The 17,479-nt window shown below is 35.4% G+C and carries 12 protein-coding genes; 4 read left to right on the forward strand and 8 right to left on the reverse strand.

All coding sequences use genetic code 11. The features are described 5' to 3' along the window. The first annotated feature begins 2 nt into the window (after positions 1-2). Together NSS74_RS23550 and NSS74_RS23555 are read left to right on the forward strand one after the other, a co-directional pair. A complete protein-coding gene (locus NSS74_RS23550) occupies positions 3-1,424 on the forward strand; it encodes an oligosaccharide flippase family protein (RefSeq protein ID WP_002191338.1) in 1,422 nt (473 codons plus the stop codon). 282 nt (positions 1,425-1,706) lie between these two features. Further along, complete coding sequence (locus NSS74_RS23555; protein WP_016102337.1) at positions 1,707-3,260, forward strand: ABC-F family ATP-binding cassette domain-containing protein; 1,554 nt, start codon at positions 1,707-1,709, stop codon at positions 3,258-3,260. Positions 3,261-3,283: 23 nt separating this feature from the next. Here NSS74_RS23555 and NSS74_RS23560 read toward each other — a convergent pair whose 3' ends face one another. After that, positions 3,284-4,165, reverse strand: a complete 882-nt coding sequence (locus NSS74_RS23560) for a TetR/AcrR family transcriptional regulator (RefSeq protein ID WP_016096444.1) — start codon at positions 4,163-4,165, stop codon at positions 3,284-3,286. Between the two features lie 299 nt (positions 4,166-4,464). Here NSS74_RS23560 and NSS74_RS23565 point away from each other — a divergent pair, with 299 nt between their 5' ends. After that, positions 4,465-7,581 (forward strand): efflux RND transporter permease subunit, encoded by a 3,117-nt coding sequence (locus tag NSS74_RS23565; RefSeq protein ID WP_061690313.1) that lies wholly within the window; start codon positions 4,465-4,467, stop codon positions 7,579-7,581. A 25-nt stretch (positions 7,582-7,606) separates the two neighbouring features. Here the strand turns inward: NSS74_RS23565 and msrB are convergent, their stop codons facing one another. The 6 genes from msrB to lytS form a co-directional block, all read right to left on the reverse strand. After that, a complete protein-coding gene (msrB, locus tag NSS74_RS23570; protein ID WP_061690312.1) occupies positions 7,607-8,572 on the reverse strand; it encodes a peptide-methionine (R)-S-oxide reductase MsrB in 966 nt (321 codons plus the stop codon). A 91-nt stretch (positions 8,573-8,663) separates the two neighbouring features. Further along, positions 8,664-9,707: an AI-2E family transporter gene (locus NSS74_RS23575; RefSeq protein WP_002089894.1), complete on the reverse strand. Its 1,044-nt coding sequence runs from the start codon at positions 9,705-9,707 to the stop codon at positions 8,664-8,666. 334 nt (positions 9,708-10,041) lie between these two features. Beyond that, positions 10,042-10,734, reverse strand: a complete 693-nt coding sequence (gene lrgB, locus NSS74_RS23580) for an antiholin-like protein LrgB (protein ID WP_000168872.1) — start codon at positions 10,732-10,734, stop codon at positions 10,042-10,044. A 34-nt stretch (positions 10,735-10,768) separates the two neighbouring features. Then, complete coding sequence (lrgA, locus tag NSS74_RS23585) at positions 10,769-11,200, reverse strand: antiholin-like murein hydrolase modulator LrgA (protein ID WP_002068680.1); 432 nt, start codon at positions 11,198-11,200, stop codon at positions 10,769-10,771. Positions 11,201-11,333: 133 nt separating this feature from the next. Beyond that, positions 11,334-12,074, reverse strand: a complete 741-nt coding sequence (locus NSS74_RS23590; RefSeq protein WP_002130151.1) for a LytR/AlgR family response regulator transcription factor — start codon at positions 12,072-12,074, stop codon at positions 11,334-11,336. Next, entirely contained in the window at positions 12,052-13,821 is a 1,770-nt protein-coding gene (gene lytS, locus NSS74_RS23595; protein ID WP_061673846.1) for a two-component system sensor histidine kinase LytS, read from the reverse strand. Before lytS ends, NSS74_RS23590 begins: the two co-directional genes overlap by 23 nt. 328 nt (positions 13,822-14,149) lie before the next feature. On the opposite strand from lytS, the gene NSS74_RS23600 reads away from it, so the two are divergent. After that, positions 14,150-15,448, forward strand: coding sequence for an MFS transporter (locus NSS74_RS23600; protein WP_002089901.1), 1,299 nt, complete (start codon positions 14,150-14,152; stop codon positions 15,446-15,448). 119 nt (positions 15,449-15,567) lie between these two features. Here NSS74_RS23600 and NSS74_RS23605 read toward each other — a convergent pair whose 3' ends face one another. After that, positions 15,568-17,136, reverse strand: coding sequence for a BCCT family transporter (locus NSS74_RS23605; RefSeq protein WP_149191113.1), 1,569 nt, complete (start codon positions 17,134-17,136; stop codon positions 15,568-15,570). Between the last annotated feature and the right edge of the window lie 343 nt (positions 17,137-17,479).

Here is a 17,479-nt window from a genome sequence, read left to right on the forward strand (position 1 = left end):
CCATGAAAACAAATAAAATCCTTAAAAACGCCTCCTACCTATTTGTAGGAAATATTACTGTTCGATTTGTACTTGCTATTGCGACCATTTTCTTTGCAAGATATGTTTCACCAAAGGAGTATGGGATGTTTACAACTGCTTTAGCAGTTTCCGCTGTTATTTGTTATTTTACAGATGCAGGTTTGACACATACATTTATGCGTGAAGGAACGAGAAGCAACGCTAACATTAGCGTACTAATTAGTAGTTATTTACGTATTCGTTTAGTATTAGCTATCGTAATTTCTGTGCTCTTCGCTATTTTCGCTCAGTTCTTCTATCCTGATGCTTACTTACGTGCGATGGTATATTGGGTTGTACTGCCGACAATGTTTGGAGCCACTTTACAAGGTGTTGGGATGGCTTACTTCCAAGTAACAGAACGCATGCAATTTACAGCGATTATTTCTGTAATACAAGGTGTAACAGCCGCAGCTGCTCTTCTACTAGGAATGTCCTTTAAATGGTCACTTATGATGGTTGCTGCCATGTACGGGATATCCAGTCTCGTAACAGGACTCATCGCCTTTATAATGGTAATTCGCCATACAACAGTTCATAAGGGCTGGGATAAAGGTATTTTAGATCAATTGCTCATTTTCACAATCAATGGCATTATCATTATGCTTTTACCACAGTTAGGGCCCATTATATTAGAAAAAGTTTCAACGTATGAGCAAGTTGGATTCTTTGGAGCTGCTTCTAAAATACCTGCTGTCCTTTATCAAATACCTGGTGTAATTGCAGCGGCCTTTTATCCAAAGTTATTTGCTTTTGGAAATGAAAAGAATATTGATGAACATAGAAAACTATCTCAGTTCGAATTAAAACTTATGTCTTTCTTAGGAATGGGAATCTCGATTCCATTTATCGCCGACCCAAGTTTTTGGATTGTTACTTTATTAGGTGAAAAATATGCACCAGCCGGTGATGCTCTTGCAATCTTAGCCTTTATGGTCATTTTACAATCTATCAACTATCCACTTGCTGATAATTTAACAACTATTGGTCAACAGTGGAAGCGTGCGACAACGATGGGAATTGGATTAGCTGTCGCTATCGTAAGTTACATCGTATTAGGTAGCCAATTTGGAATGATGGGAGCTGCGGGAGCTGCTATCATTACTGAGGTTACTTTATTAATCGGATTTACTTTATTCGTTCGTAAAGGATTTACATTACTATTCAAAGGGATTGTATTTAATACACTAGCATTTATAATCAGTTACGCCCTATACCGCACAGTATTAATTAACTTACCACCACTGGTAGCTCTAACACTTACTGGTATATTGTACGGTATTATTGGCCTTGCAATTGATCCACAAATACGCGGGTTGATTTTAGGATTTGTAAATAAAAAGCTAGGTAAGAAAATAGCATAAAAGCCAAGTTCTTTTTCATCTTTATGAAAAAGAACTTGGCTTTTTATTTATTACCCTCTACATATAAAATCGTTTCTTTTGTTCCTTCATAACACCAGCTCTTCTCGACGACATTTTTCATATCCCACAATGTAATTAAACATCTTTCAATTACACTCTATATTTTCCCAGAAACAATGCAATGTTAATCTTGCAAAAATATACATTTTGAAAGGATAGCATTATACTCAAGAATTTAGTATCATGATTCAAGGTACTATTTCAAGTTGGACGGAGGATACTATGAGCTTATTAACAGTAGAAAAACTAGGCCATACATTTGGCGATCGCACATTATTTAAAGATGTATCCATGCGTTTACTAGCAGGAGAACATGTCGGATTAGTCGGTGCAAACGGTGTTGGTAAATCAACATTTATGAATATTATTACTGGTCAACTTATCCATGATGAAGGCCGTGTAGAATGGACACCTGGTACAAATTACAGTTACTTAGACCAGCATACAATTTTAACACCTGGTCGCACAATTCGTGATGTATTAGCTGACGCGTTTTTACCTTTATTTGAAAAAGAAAAAGCTTTAAATGAAGTTGCAGAAAAAATGGGAACGGCAACACCGGAAGAATTAGAGGACCTTCTTGAGCAGATGGCAGAAATCCAAGATGCTCTCGAAGCAGGTGGTTTCTATTTACTAGATATGAAAATCGAAGAGGCAGCAAGAGGTCTTGGAATTGATGCAATCGGTTTAGACCGTGATGTTTCAGCACTAAGTGGTGGACAACGTACAAAAGTATTACTTGCAAAGCTATTACTTGAGCAACCAGAAGTGTTATTACTCGATGAGCCTACTAACTATTTAGACGTTGAACATATTCATTGGTTAACTAATTATTTAAAAGAATATCCACATGCATTCTTATTAATTTCTCATGATACGGAATTTATGAACAAATGCGTTGATGTTATTTTCCATCTAGAATTTACAAAAATGACGCGCTATACAGCGACATACGAAAAATTCCTAGAGTTAGCCGAAATTAATAAAAATCAACATATAAATGCTTATGAAAAACAGAAAGAGTTTATTAAAAAGCAGGAAGACTTTATTGCAAAGAACAAAGCTCGTTATTCAACGACAGGTCGTGCAAAAAGTCGTCAAAAACAACTTGATCGCATGGAGCGTATTGATCGTCCTGAAACAGCAATTAAGCCAGAATTCTCATTTAAAGAATGTCGTGCAAGTAGCCGTTTCGTCTTTGAAGGTGAAAATGTAGAAATCGGATATACACACCCATTATTACCAAAACTAACAATGACAATTGAACGCGGTGAAAAAATTGCTATCGTTGGATGTAATGGTGTCGGTAAATCAACATTACTAAAAACAATTTTAGGAAAAATTAAACCTTTAAGCGGTAAAACGAGTCTTGGTGACTTCTTAGAGCCTGCATACTTCGAGCAAGAAGTAAAAGCTGATAATATAACACCAATTGATGACGTTTGGAACACATTCCCTAGTATGGACCAACATCAAGTTCGTGCAATGTTAGCGAAATGCGGATTAAAAAATGAGCATATCTCTCGCCCGCTAAATCAATTAAGTGGTGGCGAACAAGCAAAAGTTCGTTTATGTAAGTTAATGGGTGAAGAAAGTAACTGGATCCTATTTGATGAGCCAACAAACCATCTTGATGTTACAGCAAAGGAAGAACTTCAAAAAGCTCTGAAGGCATATAAAGGGACAATCCTTCTTGTATGTCACGAACCAGAATTTTATGAAGGCTGGATTACAAAAACTTGGAATGTTGAAGAATGGTCACAAAATAATTCTTAATTATAATAGAAAATCCTTGCGTTCTATATGCAAGGATTTTTTATATTATAGTATGCCGTAAGCCTCAATCGAAACTCATTTAAACTAGGATATACCGCTAAATTAGCAAGCATACCTCTAATGACTGGAATTCTTGGATTTTGCAATCTCATTTCTGCTTCTAAAACATCTAAAGTTACAAGTAACTCATCATTTTCTAATTGATCAGCTAATGTTCGTTTAAATACAATAATTTCACTTAGAAAATGTTCCTTCACCTGTTCCTTAATAAGCTCGGAACTACAAAGAAATTCTCCTAGTCTCTCTTCATGTAGGACAGGTTCCTCCGAAGATTCTAGAAGCCCCTCTACTAAATTGTCTATCCTTTTTAAAATAAAAGCTGAGACATAGGACAAATCAATTTCTGGTGCATTTAAAATAATTAATTCTAAATACCCACGGCATATCCCTTCCACCATAATTACTAGATCTAACAAGTATGGAATAACCTTTTCACCATAAATGGACAGTAAGCTATTCCGATAAAATGCATGAGACTCTAATTTCATCCTCATCATAAACTCTTCTACTTCTTTATTAAACGGAATTGCATTTTCTCTTGCATGCATAATAATAAATTCTTTATGTTTTTGCACATCAGTAAACTGACAATATAATTGTTTTTCAAATTTTTCACGTGGTAATAAAGATTCTTTTTCAATATCCAGCATTTTCTTTTGAATCTTGTCATAATAATATCGAAGTGTGGCCAATAATAACTCATCTTTTGATTTGAAATATAAATAAAAAGCTCCTTTTGATATACCACATGCGGTTACGATTTCTTGTACTGACGTTGCATTTACACCCTTAGTTGCAAATAACCTCATAGCCATCTCTATAATTAAGCGCTCTTTTTCTTTCATATTCTCTCTCCTAAATTTAATCTCGCATCTTATGTAAATTCAAACTTGATTTTATTCCACATTAACTGAAAATAAAACTCCCCATCTAAAATTTAATGGAGTAAATGGTTTATATAGAAGCCTTTCCATCTATAAAATCCGGTTAGTAAAAGCCAATGATCAGAAAAAGAATAGGAAACCGACTACTTATAGTTTGATTTTATTATACCATCTCTTTTCATTGACGACTGACCAATCGGTCAGTTATATTATGTATTAGACTGACCGATTGGTCAATATAATGAAAAGGGAGCGCAAACATGAACAAAATCATCAATTTCACGTTAAAAAATAAGTTCGCAGTTTGGCTACTAACCATTATTGTTACTATTGCGGGTATTTATTCTGGGATGAATATGAAGCTGGAGACAATTCCTGATATTACAACACCGATTGTAACAGTAACCACGGTTTATCCTGGTGCTACACCAGAAGAAGTAGCTGATAAAATTTCAAAACCAATGGAAGAGCAACTCCAAAATTTAAGCGGTGTAAACGTTGTTAGTTCATCATCTTATCAAAACGCATCTTCTATTCAGGTAGAATATGATTTTGATAAAAATATGGAAAAAGCCGAAACGGAAATTAAAGAATCGCTCGCAAACGTGAAACTGCCAGAAGGTGTGAAAGACCCGAAAGTCTCACGAGTAAACTTTAATGCCTTTCCTGTTATTTCATTAAGCGTAGCGAGTAAAAATGAATCTTTAGCTGCCTTAACAGAAAATGTAGAAAAAAATGTTGTTCCTGGATTAAAAGGACTTGATGGTGTCGCATCTGTTCAAATCGCAGGTCAACAAGTAGACGAAGTACAGCTTGTCTTCAAAAAAGATAAGATGAAAGAATTAGGTTTAAGTGAAGATACTGTAAAAAATATGGTTAAAGGTTCGGACGTATCGTTACCACTTGGCTTATATACATTTAAAGATACGGAAAAATCAGTTGTTGTCGATGGTAACATTACAACAATTAAAGCATTAAAAGAATTAAAAATTCCAGCTATCCCTTCATCACCGAATGGTCAAGGTAGCCAAAACGCTGGTGCTGGAACACAAGTACCACAGATGAATCCGGCCGCTATGAACGGCATGCCAACGGTTACATTAGAGGAGATTGCTGATATTAAAGAAGTTGGAAAAGCAGAATCCATTTCTCGAACGAATGGAAAAGAAGCAATCGGTATTCAAATTGTGAAGGCTGCTGATGCGAATACAGTTGATGTTGTAAATGCAGTTAAAGATAAAGTAAAAGACCTTGAGAAAAAATATAAAGACTTAGAGATTATTTCAACATTCGATCAAGGTGCGCCTATTGAAAAATCAGTTGAAACAATGCTTAGCAAAGCTATTTTCGGTGCTATCTTTGCGATTGTTATTATTATGTTGTTCCTGCGAAACATTCGAACAACACTAATCTCTGTCGTTTCTATACCACTTTCTTTATTAATTGCAGTTTTAGTAATAAAACAAATGGATATTACCCTTAACATTATGACACTTGGAGCAATGACAGTTGCTATTGGACGCGTTGTTGATGACTCAATTGTTGTTATTGAAAATATTTACCGACGTATGTCTTTATCAGAAGAGAAATTACGTGGGAAAGATTTAATTCGTGAAGCTACGAAAGAAATGTTTATCCCGATTATGTCTTCTACAATTGTAACAATCGCTGTATTCTTACCTCTTGGGCTTGTAAAGGGTATGATTGGTGAAATGTTCTTACCATTTGCTTTAACAATTGTTTTTGCCCTACTTGCTTCCTTACTTGTGGCAGTTACAATTGTGCCGATGCTAGCACATTCCTTATTTAAGAAGGAAAGCATGAGAGAAAAAGAAGTACATCATGAGGAAAAACCAAGCAAATTAGCAAACGGCTATAAACGTATACTTGAATGGGCGTTAAACCATAAAATTATTACATCAAGTATCACAGTCCTCCTATTAGTAGGCAGCCTTGCACTTGTACCAATCATCGGTGTCAGCTTCTTACCATCTGAAGAAGAAAAAATGATTATCGCAACGTACAAACCTGAGCCAGGTCAAACGTTAGACGACGTTGAAAAAATTGCAACGAAAGCTGAAAAGCATTTCCAAGATAAAAAAGACGTCAAAACGATTCAATTCTCATTAGGCGGCGAAAACCCAATGAGCCCTGGTCAAACAAATCAAGCGATGTTCTTCGTTCAATATGATAACGATACGAAAAACTTTGAAAAAGAGAAAGAACAAGTCGTTAAAGATTTACAAAAGATGTCTGGAAAAGGTGAATGGAAAAACCAAGATTTCGGAGCAGGTGGCGGTAGTAACGAAATTAAGCTATACGTTTATGGAGATAGCTCTGAAGAAATTAAGCCTGTCGTGAAAGACATTCAAAATATCATGAAGAAAAATAAAGATTTAAAAGACATAGACTCTAGTGTTGCAAAAACATATGCAGAATATACTTTAGTCGCTGATCAAGAAAAGTTAAGTAAAATGGGGCTAACTGCTGCTCAAATTGGAATGGGACTTTCTAATCAACATGATCGCCCTGTTCTTACAACAATTAAAAAAGATGATAAAGATATAAATGTATATGTAGAAACTGAAAAACAAAACTATGAAACGATCGATGACTTAACAAATCGTAAAATTACAACACCACTTGGTAATGAAGTTGCTGTTAAAGATGTTATGACTGTAAAAGAAGGTGAAACTTCTAACACAGTAACACATCGTGATGGCCGTGTTTATGCGGAAGTTAGTGCAAAACTAACATCTGATGACGTTTCAAAAGCATCTGCCGCTGTTCAAAAAGAAGTAGATAAAATGGATCTTCCTTCTGGTATAGATGTTTCTATGGGTGGTGTTACACAAGATATTCAAGAATCATTCAAACAACTTGGCTTAGCGATGTTAGCTGCGATTGCCATTGTATACTTCGTTCTTGTTGTTACATTTGGCGGTGCCCTTGCACCATTCGCAATTTTATTCTCGCTACCATTCACAATCATTGGTGCACTCGTTGCCTTATTAATCTCTGGCGAAACGTTAAGCGTATCTGCGATGATTGGGGCTCTTATGCTAATTGGTATCGTTGTAACGAACGCAATCGTGCTCATTGACCGTGTTATTCATAAAGAAAATGACGGCCTATCAACACGTGAAGCATTATTAGAAGCTGGTACAACACGCCTGCGTCCTATCTTAATGACTGCAATTGCAACAATCGGGGCTCTTATCCCGCTTGCATTAGGATTTGAAGGTAGCGGCTTAATTTCTAAAGGACTTGGCGTAACAGTAATTGGTGGATTAACAAGTTCAACGTTATTAACACTTCTTATTGTTCCAATCGTTTATGAAGCATTAAGCAAATTTAAAAAGAAAAAAGTAAAATAAAAAAATAACCTCGCTGACTGCGAGGTTATTTTTTATTCCCAAACAAGATTAGGAAATCACCATATCCTTCTTTTTCTAAATCTTCTTTTTGAATAAAGCGTAGCGCTGCCGAATTAATACAATAACGAAGGCCGTTTTGTCCTGGGCCGTCTGGAAATACATGCCCAAGATGTGAATCTCCTTCTTTACTTCTCACTTCCGTACGCGTCATATTATGGCTAACATCCATTTTTTCTTTCAAACTAGCTGACATAACTGGTTTCGTAAAACTCGGCCATCCACAGCCGCTATCGAACTTATCGAAAGAAGTAAATAATGGTTCCCCCGAAACAATATCTACATAAAGCCCTTCTTCTTTATGATTCCAATACTCATTTTGAAAAGGCGGTTCTGTCCCATTTTCCTGTGTTACATAAAACTGCATCTCGTTTAATCTTTCTTTTAAATGAGCATTATTCTTTGGCCAATGTTGTTTAATAAAAGCATCTCGACCTGAGCCTTTACGATATAACTCATAGCGAAATGTATTCTTCTTATAATATCCTTGGTGATATTCTTCAGCTGGATAAAACGTAGCAGCTGGCAATATTTTTGTCGCAATTGGCTTCGAAAAATGCCCATTTTTCTCGAGCTCTTCTTTTGAAGCCTCTGCCTTTTTATGTTGTTCTTCATTATGATAAAAAATCACCGTTTCATAAGACTGCCCGCGGTCGTGGAATTGTCCCCCTATATCAGTCGGGTCAATTTGTCTCCAATATATATTTAACAACTCTTCATACGGCATTTTATTTGCATCAAATGTAATTTGTACTGCTTCATAATGCCCAGTTGTTTCCGAGCACACTTCTTTATACGTTGGATCCTCTTTATGGCCACCTGTATAGCCTGAAACAACCTGTATAATCCCTTCCATCTCTTCAAATGGCGAAACCATACACCAGAAACACCCTCCGGCAAACGTAGCTAACTCTATCTTTTCATTTACGGCCATTATTTCACCCCTATTCTATCTTCTCCTTACAGTATGGCATAAGGAACGTCATGTTATAAAAGAAAAAGCATCGAACATCGATGCTTTTTCTTTACTTCACTTTATTTTTTTCAACGTCCTTCTCCATTTCATCACTTGTCACATCTAAGACATCTAATAAGAAAATGAAGATTGGAATACCGATAATAAGTCCCCACACACCTAAGAAATGCTCAGAGAAAATTAATACCATAAATGTGTAGAAGATTGGTAAGTTTGTTTTTTGTGACATAAACTTCGGATTTAATACATAACTTTCAAGCGCATGAATTACTGTTACGATAACTACAATATAAACGACATACATAATACCACCAATATTGTAAGCAATCATACAGAGTGGGAATAACGAGATAATAACACCCGCCACTGGAATTAAGCCAAGCAAGAAAATCATTAACGCTAAACCTAGTAATTGCGGGAATCCTAATATCCATAATGCAATAACAGATAAAACACAGTTAACAATTGCAATTAAAAATTGTGCTTCGATTACTTTTCCGAATGAACGTGCAAATTTCTTTCCGAAATACTCTATTTCGTTATAGAAAATTGCAAGTCGGCTTTCTTTAAATTTCGAAGTAAAAGCAACGATACGTGCTTTTTCAAGTAAGAAAAATAAGCTTAAAATTACAGAAAGTAAAACTTGAAGGCCAAATTTCCCAACATTCGTAATAGATTTATACAAAATGTCTACGCCTTGCCCTACATATTTAGAAAGCTCCATATGATTAACAGCATTAACTGCATACTTAATTAATTCACTATCAGGTGGATTTCTTAAAAATACATTAAATTGATAAATCAATTGTGAAATTTGTATTGTTAATACCGGTAAATATTTAAATAGCGTAATGGCAATTCCTGCCACCAACATTACATATAAAAGCGCTATAATAATTTTTCGATTAATTGGCATGAAATGATCTAATTTACGAGAAATAAACTTTTGGAATCGATCCATTAAATACGTCAACATAAACGTAATTAAAATTAAATTTAACATACTTTGCATCCCATACAATATGAGAGCAAGTAATACTAATACGATTAACCTCTGAAATCCTTTGCTTTGAAACAGGTTTTTTATTTGCATAATCGACGAGTACTCTCTCCTGTCCTATAAAGTAAAACGTTAACAAGTAGATCTCTCTCTATCCTCTACTTATAATTATCCTTTAATATTAAAGCCATTGCGAGCAATTTATATTCAACCCTAACCACCCGTTAATTGTGCTATATATTATGTTACTTCTTATTTTACAATACAATGACCTATTTCAGAACGCATTATACGTAGTATTAATGAAGATTTAAGGAAACTTTTATCCTTCAATAGGTCTTACCACTACTGTAACATAAAAAGCAAGCTATCAGTAGAAATCCGTCCTACAAATAACTTGCTTTTATATTTTTTTTAGTAAGTTTTATCATCCAATAAACGGCATGAACATTGGAATAACCACCACTGTTACGACACCAACCACTGTCACAGCGATACTGGCCATAGCTGCTTCTACTTCACCCATTTCGATACCTACTGCAACCCCTAACGCATGTCCTGCTGTTCCAAGCGCTAAACCTTTAGCAATCGGATGTTTAACTCTAAATGTTTTTAAGAATAAAGCTCCTAATGCGTATACGATAACAGCATTAAAGATAACTGCAAATGATGTAATTGCTGGAATACCACCGATACTTTCAGAGATTGGTAATGCAATTGCTGTTGTTGCTGCCTGCGGTAACATTGAGTTCATTACAGCTGTATCTAGACCAATTGCTTTTGCGACAATGAACACAACAACCACTGAACAAATAGATCCAACCACAATAGCCGATAAAATTTGCCACCAATATTTTTTTAACTTATCAACTTGTTTATATAATGGAATTGCAAACGCGATTGTTGCTGGTTCTAAGAAGAAGCTAATCATTTTTCCGCCAGTATTATATTCTTCAAAAGTAAAGTTACCTACTTTTAGAAAGACAATCCCTAATACCATCGCTACGAATAATGGTGTGAATAAGAAGAATCCTTTTGAATGCTTAAATAATAATGTTCCGATTCCGTATGCGATTAATGAAACGACGATTCCGAAATATGGAGTCATTGTGCTTGCCATGTTCATTCCCTCCTAACAATATATACTAAATTGGTTACGCAACTTTTCCGTGCTTGCGTCCTTTATTTACTACTTTCAATTCTTTCGTATCTTCTATTTCTTTATCGTCTTTTCCTAAAATAAATTGTGCAAATAATCCTGTTACAGCGAGTAAAATAATTGTTGCGACAACAATTACAGTTAAAATTTGTACAAAATATTGTCCCATTACACCGAGAGAATTAATAACCGAAATACCTGATGGAACGAAAAGGAATCCGATAATACCTGTTAAAGCCGTTCCGAATGATTCAACTTGTTCCAATTTAATAACTTTTAAACATAATAGGCTAAATAAAATAACTAATCCGATCACCGATGAAGGCATCGGAATTGGTAAATGCGTTGCAATAATATTAGAAACTAACATAATAGCTGAAAATATGAATGCTTGTGATAAGAAACTATATACTTTTTTCGTACTCATTTTGGCCACCTCTTTCGATTTGGTACCTTTATTGTATAAGATAAAAATAAAACTGTAAGCGTTTACATAACAGAACGTCAAATATACAAAATTAGTTACAAAAATAGGCAGACGAAATACAAAAAGCTGCTTCTTAAATACGAAGCAGCTTTTTAAGTTCTTTTGCATATGTACGGCTAACCGGGACTTTGGATCCCTCTTTCATAATTAAGTTATAAGTCGAATTAAACCACGGCTGTATCTCAGAAATATGATTAATATTAGCAACGAAACTACGATGAACACGCATAAAAATTGTTTGTGGTAATTTCTTTTCCAAAATGACAAGCGTATCATGTGTTACATATGTTTCTTTCATTGTTTTTACAGTTACTTTCCCATCTACAAGCCCTACATAAATAATATCTTCAATGTTAACAAGTACAATTGATTCCTCAATTGGTAATGCTAATTTATGCATCTCGGCCGTTACATCTACACTCTTTACATCTTGCTTTGTTTCTAACTTTATTTGCTTTTGTTTTTTATATTTCTTTAATGTCTGTACGATACGTTCTTCATCAAATGGCTTTAAAATGTAGTCTAACGCATCTACTTCAAATGCTTGCAATGCATATTGATCATAGGCAGTAGCAAACACAATTGAAGGTGGATTTTTCATTTTCTTTAATATATTTGCGATTTCAAATCCATTATCATCAGATAATTGAATATCTAGAAAAACAATATCTGGTTTGTTTTTCATTAATTCTTCTAATGCATCCTCTACACAATCCGCCTCACCAATTATCTCTACTTCTTTTGTTTTCTCTAATAAATATTTCAATTCATCCCGTGCTAACATTTCATCATCAACTACTAATACTTTTAACACTCCGTTTTTCCTCCTCTACTTTTTTCGGAATCACAAAGAGGATCTTTGTCCCTTGCTCTAATTCACTTTCAATTTGAAGCATTGTCTCTTTCCCAAATAACCCGATAAGTCGTTCATTAATATTATATAAGGCTGTTCCCGTCCCTTTCTTTGATGGAACTACCATTTTTCCTAATTGCTCTAGACGTTCACTCTCAATCCCTTGTCCATTATCCTTTACTTCAAAGTGAACCATCCCTTCTTTTTCAAACACATGTACCTCGACTTGGCACACTGGCTGCTTTTTCGGAAAAGCATGGCGCAATGCATTTTCAACTAATAGCTGAAGCACAAATGGTGGAACTAAAGTCACCTTTAGTGCCTCTTCAATGTACATCTTCACTTCATACTTATTCGGAAACCTCGCTTGCTCTAACGATAAATATGCATGTACATGATTCAACTCTTGTTCTAATGGAATAAGTAATTGTCGTGCCCCTTGCAAATTACAACGAAAATAAACGCTAAGCTGCAATAATAATTTTCTCGCTTTCTCTACATCTGTTCGGCATAAAGCTGATACTGTATTAATTGCATTAAATAAAAAATGCGGATTGATTTGTGCTTGCAACGCTTTTATTTCGGCATCTTGCAATAACTTACTTTGTAACTCAGCTTCACCTAACTCAAGCTGTGTGGAGAATATTTTCGCTAGCCCTTCCGCTAACTCTTCTTCAACACGACTTAATTGATTAGGGTTTTTAAAATAAAGTTTTAATGTTCCTATCGTATTTCCATGTGAAGTTAATGGAATAACAACTGCCGCTTGTAATGGACACCCTTCATGTTGACAATTAATAATCTCACGTGATTTTGCCTTCATTATTTTCCCTGTTTTTAATACTTCTTTTGATAAACCTGTTATTAAACTGTGTGAAGGAATATGATGATCTGATGCTAATCCAACGTGAGCTAAGATTTCCTCTGTATCTGTTAAGGATACCGCATCTGTTCCCGTAAAGCGGTGAATAATTTGTGCCACATGTTTACAAGACTCTTCTGTTAGCCCTTGGCGGAAATATGGTAACGTCTTATCAGCAATTCGTAATACTTTATGCGTTTGCAAAGCTTTTGCGTTTTCTTCTTGTCGTAAAATAGCTAGTATCATCGAAAGTAAAATGAAACTGCCAAAACTATTTACAAGAATCATCGGTAGCGCAATTGTTTTCACAACACTAAGTCCATCTTCTATAATTAATAGAATCATAAGCATTTCTAAAGTAACGATAAAAACACTTAAAATCGCAGAAAATTTAGGAGTAATAGTACGGTTATATTTTTTGAAAATGTATCCAATATAACCTGTTATAATCCCAGCCAAAATTGATGAAATTGCACAACTGAGCGCTGTCGTCCCGCCAAGCATATAACGGTGAATACCCGCAATCGATCCCACTCCAATACCGACGATAGGACCACCAAGCAATCCACTAATTCCAACACCCATAATACGTGTATTCGCAATTGTACTAGATGACGAAACACCTTGTAGCCAATTTTCTTTCATAATTGTATTCCCGGCAATTTCAATCCCTGTGTAATTGCTTACAATTGTAAACACTGAAAAAATACAAATAAGCTTAAGCTTATCTACATACCCATCTTGTCTATGAAGAAGGCGCCTGAACGTTTTAATATGAGAAAGTAAAAATCCTAAAATAACAATAAGTCCGACACGTTCAATCATCATAAGTACTAAATTTAGCATCTGTGATTCATTCCTTTTTATATTAGTTAGTTTTATTATGGGAAAATAATGAAGCGTGCGTCAAGGAGAATGAAATGTTTTTTGAAATATTTTACACATAACTATCCCCTCTTTATTTGACAATCTAACAGAAGAGTGCTAAAAATAAAGTAATATAATACAGTCCTTTAACCCAACCCCGTGAGGTTGAGAAGGAAGTCGGAATATACTATACGTATGGTCTTTTTTAGGGATACGTATGCTTTTTTGGCCTTCTCATCATATCAGGTGAGAAGGCCTTTTGTTATTCTTCCATAGCGACTGTAGAAGAAAATAAGGAGGATTAATGATGAACGTCACTACTGATGTACAATCAACAACAGAGGAGACGAAAGAGAAAAGATATAAAACATTGTTTGGTTCTGCGCTAGGATATGCAGCAGAAGGTTTAGACATGTTGCTCTTATCTTTCGTACTCGTCTACATTTTAAAAGAATTTCATTTAAGCCCTGTTGAAGGTGGAAACTTAACATTAGCTACCACAATAGGAATGCTAATCGGGTCTTATTTATTTGGATTTATTGCTGATTTATTTGGGCGTATCCGTACGATGGCCTTCACAATCTTACTATTCTCACTAGCAACAGCACTTATTTATTTCGCAACAGATTATTGGCAATTATTAATTCTTCGCTTTTTAGTTGGAATGGGAGTTGGTGGTGAATTCGGGATTGGGATGGCCATCGTAACTGAAACATGGTCTAAAGAAATGCGCGCTAAGGCGACATCCGTTGTTGCACTTGGATGGCAATTTGGCGTACTAGTCGCTTCACTCCTTCCGGCATTTATCGTCCCACATTTCGGATGGAGAGCTGTTTTCTTATTTGGACTCATTCCCGCTCTACTAGCTGTTTACGTCCGCAAAAGTTTAAGTGAACCGAAAATATGGGAACAAAAACAACGATACAAAAAAGAATTGTTACAAAAAGAAGCTAAAGGTAATTTAACAACTACTGAGGCAGAACAACTAAAGCAAATGAAAAAGTTCCCACTTCGAAAGTTATTTGCCAATAAAAAAGTAACGATAACAACAATTGGTCTTATTATTATGTCATTCATCCAAAACTTCGGATATTATGGAATTTTCACATGGATGCCAACTATTTTAGCGAATAAATATAACTACACATTAGCAAAAGCGAGCGGTTGGATGTTCATCTCTACAATCGGCATGCTAATTGGAATTGCAACTTTTGGTATTCTAGCCGATAAAATTGGCCGCCGTAAAACTTTTACAATCTATTATGTCGGTGGTACTATATACTGTCTCATTTACTTCTTCTTATTCACAGACTCAACATCATTGTTATGGGGAAGTGCACTGCTTGGATTCTTTGCCAATGGCATGATGGGGGGATTCGGAGCAGTTTTAGCTGAAAACTATCCTGCTGAAGCTCGCTCGACAGCAGAGAACTTTATTTTCGGTACAGGACGTGGGTTAGCTGGATTTGGACCTGTTATTATCGGCTTACTTGCTGCAGGTGGTAATTTAATGGGAGCATTATCTCTCATCTTCATTATCTATCCAATAGGTTTAGTTACAATGCTATTATGTGTCCCAGAGACGAAAGATAAAGTATTAGAATAGATTGAAACTGTACGAAATGTTTATCCAAATACTGTCCCCTCAGGAAAAGTATTTGGATAAATAGCAAAGAGGAAGCATCTCAAATGAAATGCTTCCTCTTCTTATATAAATACAATTATTTATTTTGATTTACTAGCTTTTTGGAACAAGAAGCTAGTTTTATCTTCTTCTTTTACAATACCTTGTTTTAACGCTAATTCCCCTGCGACTTTAGGCGCTAGCCATAGCATTGGGAATAACAGAATAGATACCGGAACAGCCGTCACTACAATGAAGGATTGTAAGGCGTTAATACTTCCCTCACCCATATATAAAAGAATCGCCGCAACTGCGCCCATAATAAGCGACCAAAAAACTCGCAAACTAATTCTAGGATCTCCATCTCCAGTCACTGCCATTGAAATCGAATAAGCCATTGAATCTCCTGTTGTCACTACAAATAAAATTGTTAATAAAAGAAATGCAGGTCCAATAATATTAGATAGTGGCAGTTGCTCTGTAATTGCAATCATAGCCGCTGGCATACCAGATTCACTTAATGCGGTCGAGATAGAACCAGGATTCATTAACTCATAAAACACACCTGATCCCCCTAGTATAGTAAACCAAAACGTTGTAATAATAGGTGCAATAATTCCAATTGCAACGATGATTTCTCGGATTGTTCTTCCTCTTGAAATTCGGCTCACTAAAATTGCCATCATCGGTCCATATCCAATAAACCATCCCCAGAAAAAGATTGTCCACGATCCTAACCAAGCTGTATCACCACGATATGTGCTCATTGGAATAAATTCATTTATATAAAATCCAAACGAAGAAACAAATGAATCGATAATAAATCCACCTGGTCCAAATAGTAATACAAATACCATTAATAGAACTGCTAACCTAACATTTAAATTACTTATAATTTGAATCCCTTTATCAATTCCTGTTACCGCAGATATAGTAGAAACAGCTACTACACAAACAATAATGGCTAATTGAGTAGTAAACACATCAGGAATGTTAAACAATGCTTGTAACCCATAACTTGCTTGTAGTCCTAAAAATCCGATTGGACCAATCGTCCCTGCAGCTACCGCAATAATGGCAAATACATCGATCATTGTTCCAAGCCAACTCTTTCGCAATTTCTCTCCAAAAATAGGATATAAAAGCGTTCGAGGTTTTAAAGGCATATCTTTATGATAATGCCCGTACATCATAACTACCGCACTAATTGTACCTAAAATCGTCCAAGCCAGGAAACCCCAGTGCATATAACTTTGTGCTAAAGCAGGCATTACCGCTTCTTTCGTTCCAGCAGTTATACCTTCATGTATTGGTGGCACCGTCATCAAATGGTACATCGGCTCTGCGGCTGCCCAAAAAACGCCACCTCCAGCAAGTAATGTAGACATAATAATAGCGAGCCATTTTGTCGTACTAATCTCAGGTTTTTCTAGCCCCCCAAGTTTAACTCTCCCATATTTTGAAAACGCCATACACATTGCAACAACAAATGTACCAATTAATAAAACCTGCCAAAAGGCGCCAAAATATTTAATTGAAGCTGCAAAACTGCTATTAATGGCTCCCTCTATGTAACTTTTATTTAAAATAACTGCAATTACAAATAATAAAAGTGAGCCACCACTAATAAGAAATACAGGCCAATCCGTTTTTCGACTCTTCATCCTCATTTACACTTCCTCCTTCCTCAGCAATCTAAAAAAACAACTTTATTATGTTTTCTTTTTTACACCCAAAACACAATGATTATATAAGCATAATAATTCATCAATTTCCTACACACTTATGTTGTCCCTAAAAATATGCTAAATCCCTTATTTAAAAGAAAATTTCTATTCCTATTACATAAAAAAGCAAAACAAAAGACCTTATATTTCTATAAGGTCTTCGAAACAGAAATTTGATTATAACATAAGGAACTCCTTGGTTCAAAAAGTCCTTTCCAAAAATAACCGATAGTAAAGGCTTCCATTTGCTACGTAACAGTAATTAAAAAAAATTATATTTTGCAGA

The sequence above is a fragment of the Bacillus sp. FSL E2-8868 genome (assembly GCF_038005505.1).
Classification (GTDB): Bacteria; Bacillota; Bacilli; order Bacillales; family Bacillaceae_G; genus Bacillus_A; species Bacillus_A mycoides.

Bases quoted from the DNA above. Each gene is read 5' to 3' on its own strand.
- NSS74_RS23550 (WP_002191338.1), top strand. From the start codon at position 3: ATGAAAACAAATAAAATCCTTAAAAACGCCTCCTACCTATTTGTAGGA.
- NSS74_RS23555 (WP_016102337.1), top strand. From the start codon at position 1,707: ATGAGCTTATTAACAGTAGAAAAACTAGGCCATACATTTGGCGATCGC.
- NSS74_RS23560 (WP_016096444.1), bottom strand. From the start codon at position 4,165: ATGAAAGAAAAAGAGCGCTTAATTATAGAGATGGCTATGAGGTTATTT.
- NSS74_RS23565 (WP_061690313.1), top strand. From the start codon at position 4,465: ATGAACAAAATCATCAATTTCACGTTAAAAAATAAGTTCGCAGTTTGG.
- msrB (WP_061690312.1), bottom strand. From the start codon at position 8,572: ATGGCCGTAAATGAAAAGATAGAGTTAGCTACGTTTGCCGGAGGGTGT.
- NSS74_RS23575 (WP_002089894.1), bottom strand. From the start codon at position 9,707: ATGCAAATAAAAAACCTGTTTCAAAGCAAAGGATTTCAGAGGTTAATC.
- lrgB (WP_000168872.1), bottom strand. From the start codon at position 10,734: ATGGCAAGCACAATGACTCCATATTTCGGAATCGTCGTTTCATTAATC.
- lrgA (WP_002068680.1), bottom strand. From the start codon at position 11,200: ATGAGTACGAAAAAAGTATATAGTTTCTTATCACAAGCATTCATATTT.
- lytS (WP_061673846.1), bottom strand. From the start codon at position 13,821: ATGCTAAATTTAGTACTTATGATGATTGAACGTGTCGGACTTATTGTT.
- NSS74_RS23600 (WP_002089901.1), top strand. From the start codon at position 14,150: ATGAACGTCACTACTGATGTACAATCAACAACAGAGGAGACGAAAGAG.
- NSS74_RS23605 (WP_149191113.1), bottom strand. From the start codon at position 17,136: ATGAGGATGAAGAGTCGAAAAACGGATTGGCCTGTATTTCTTATTAGT.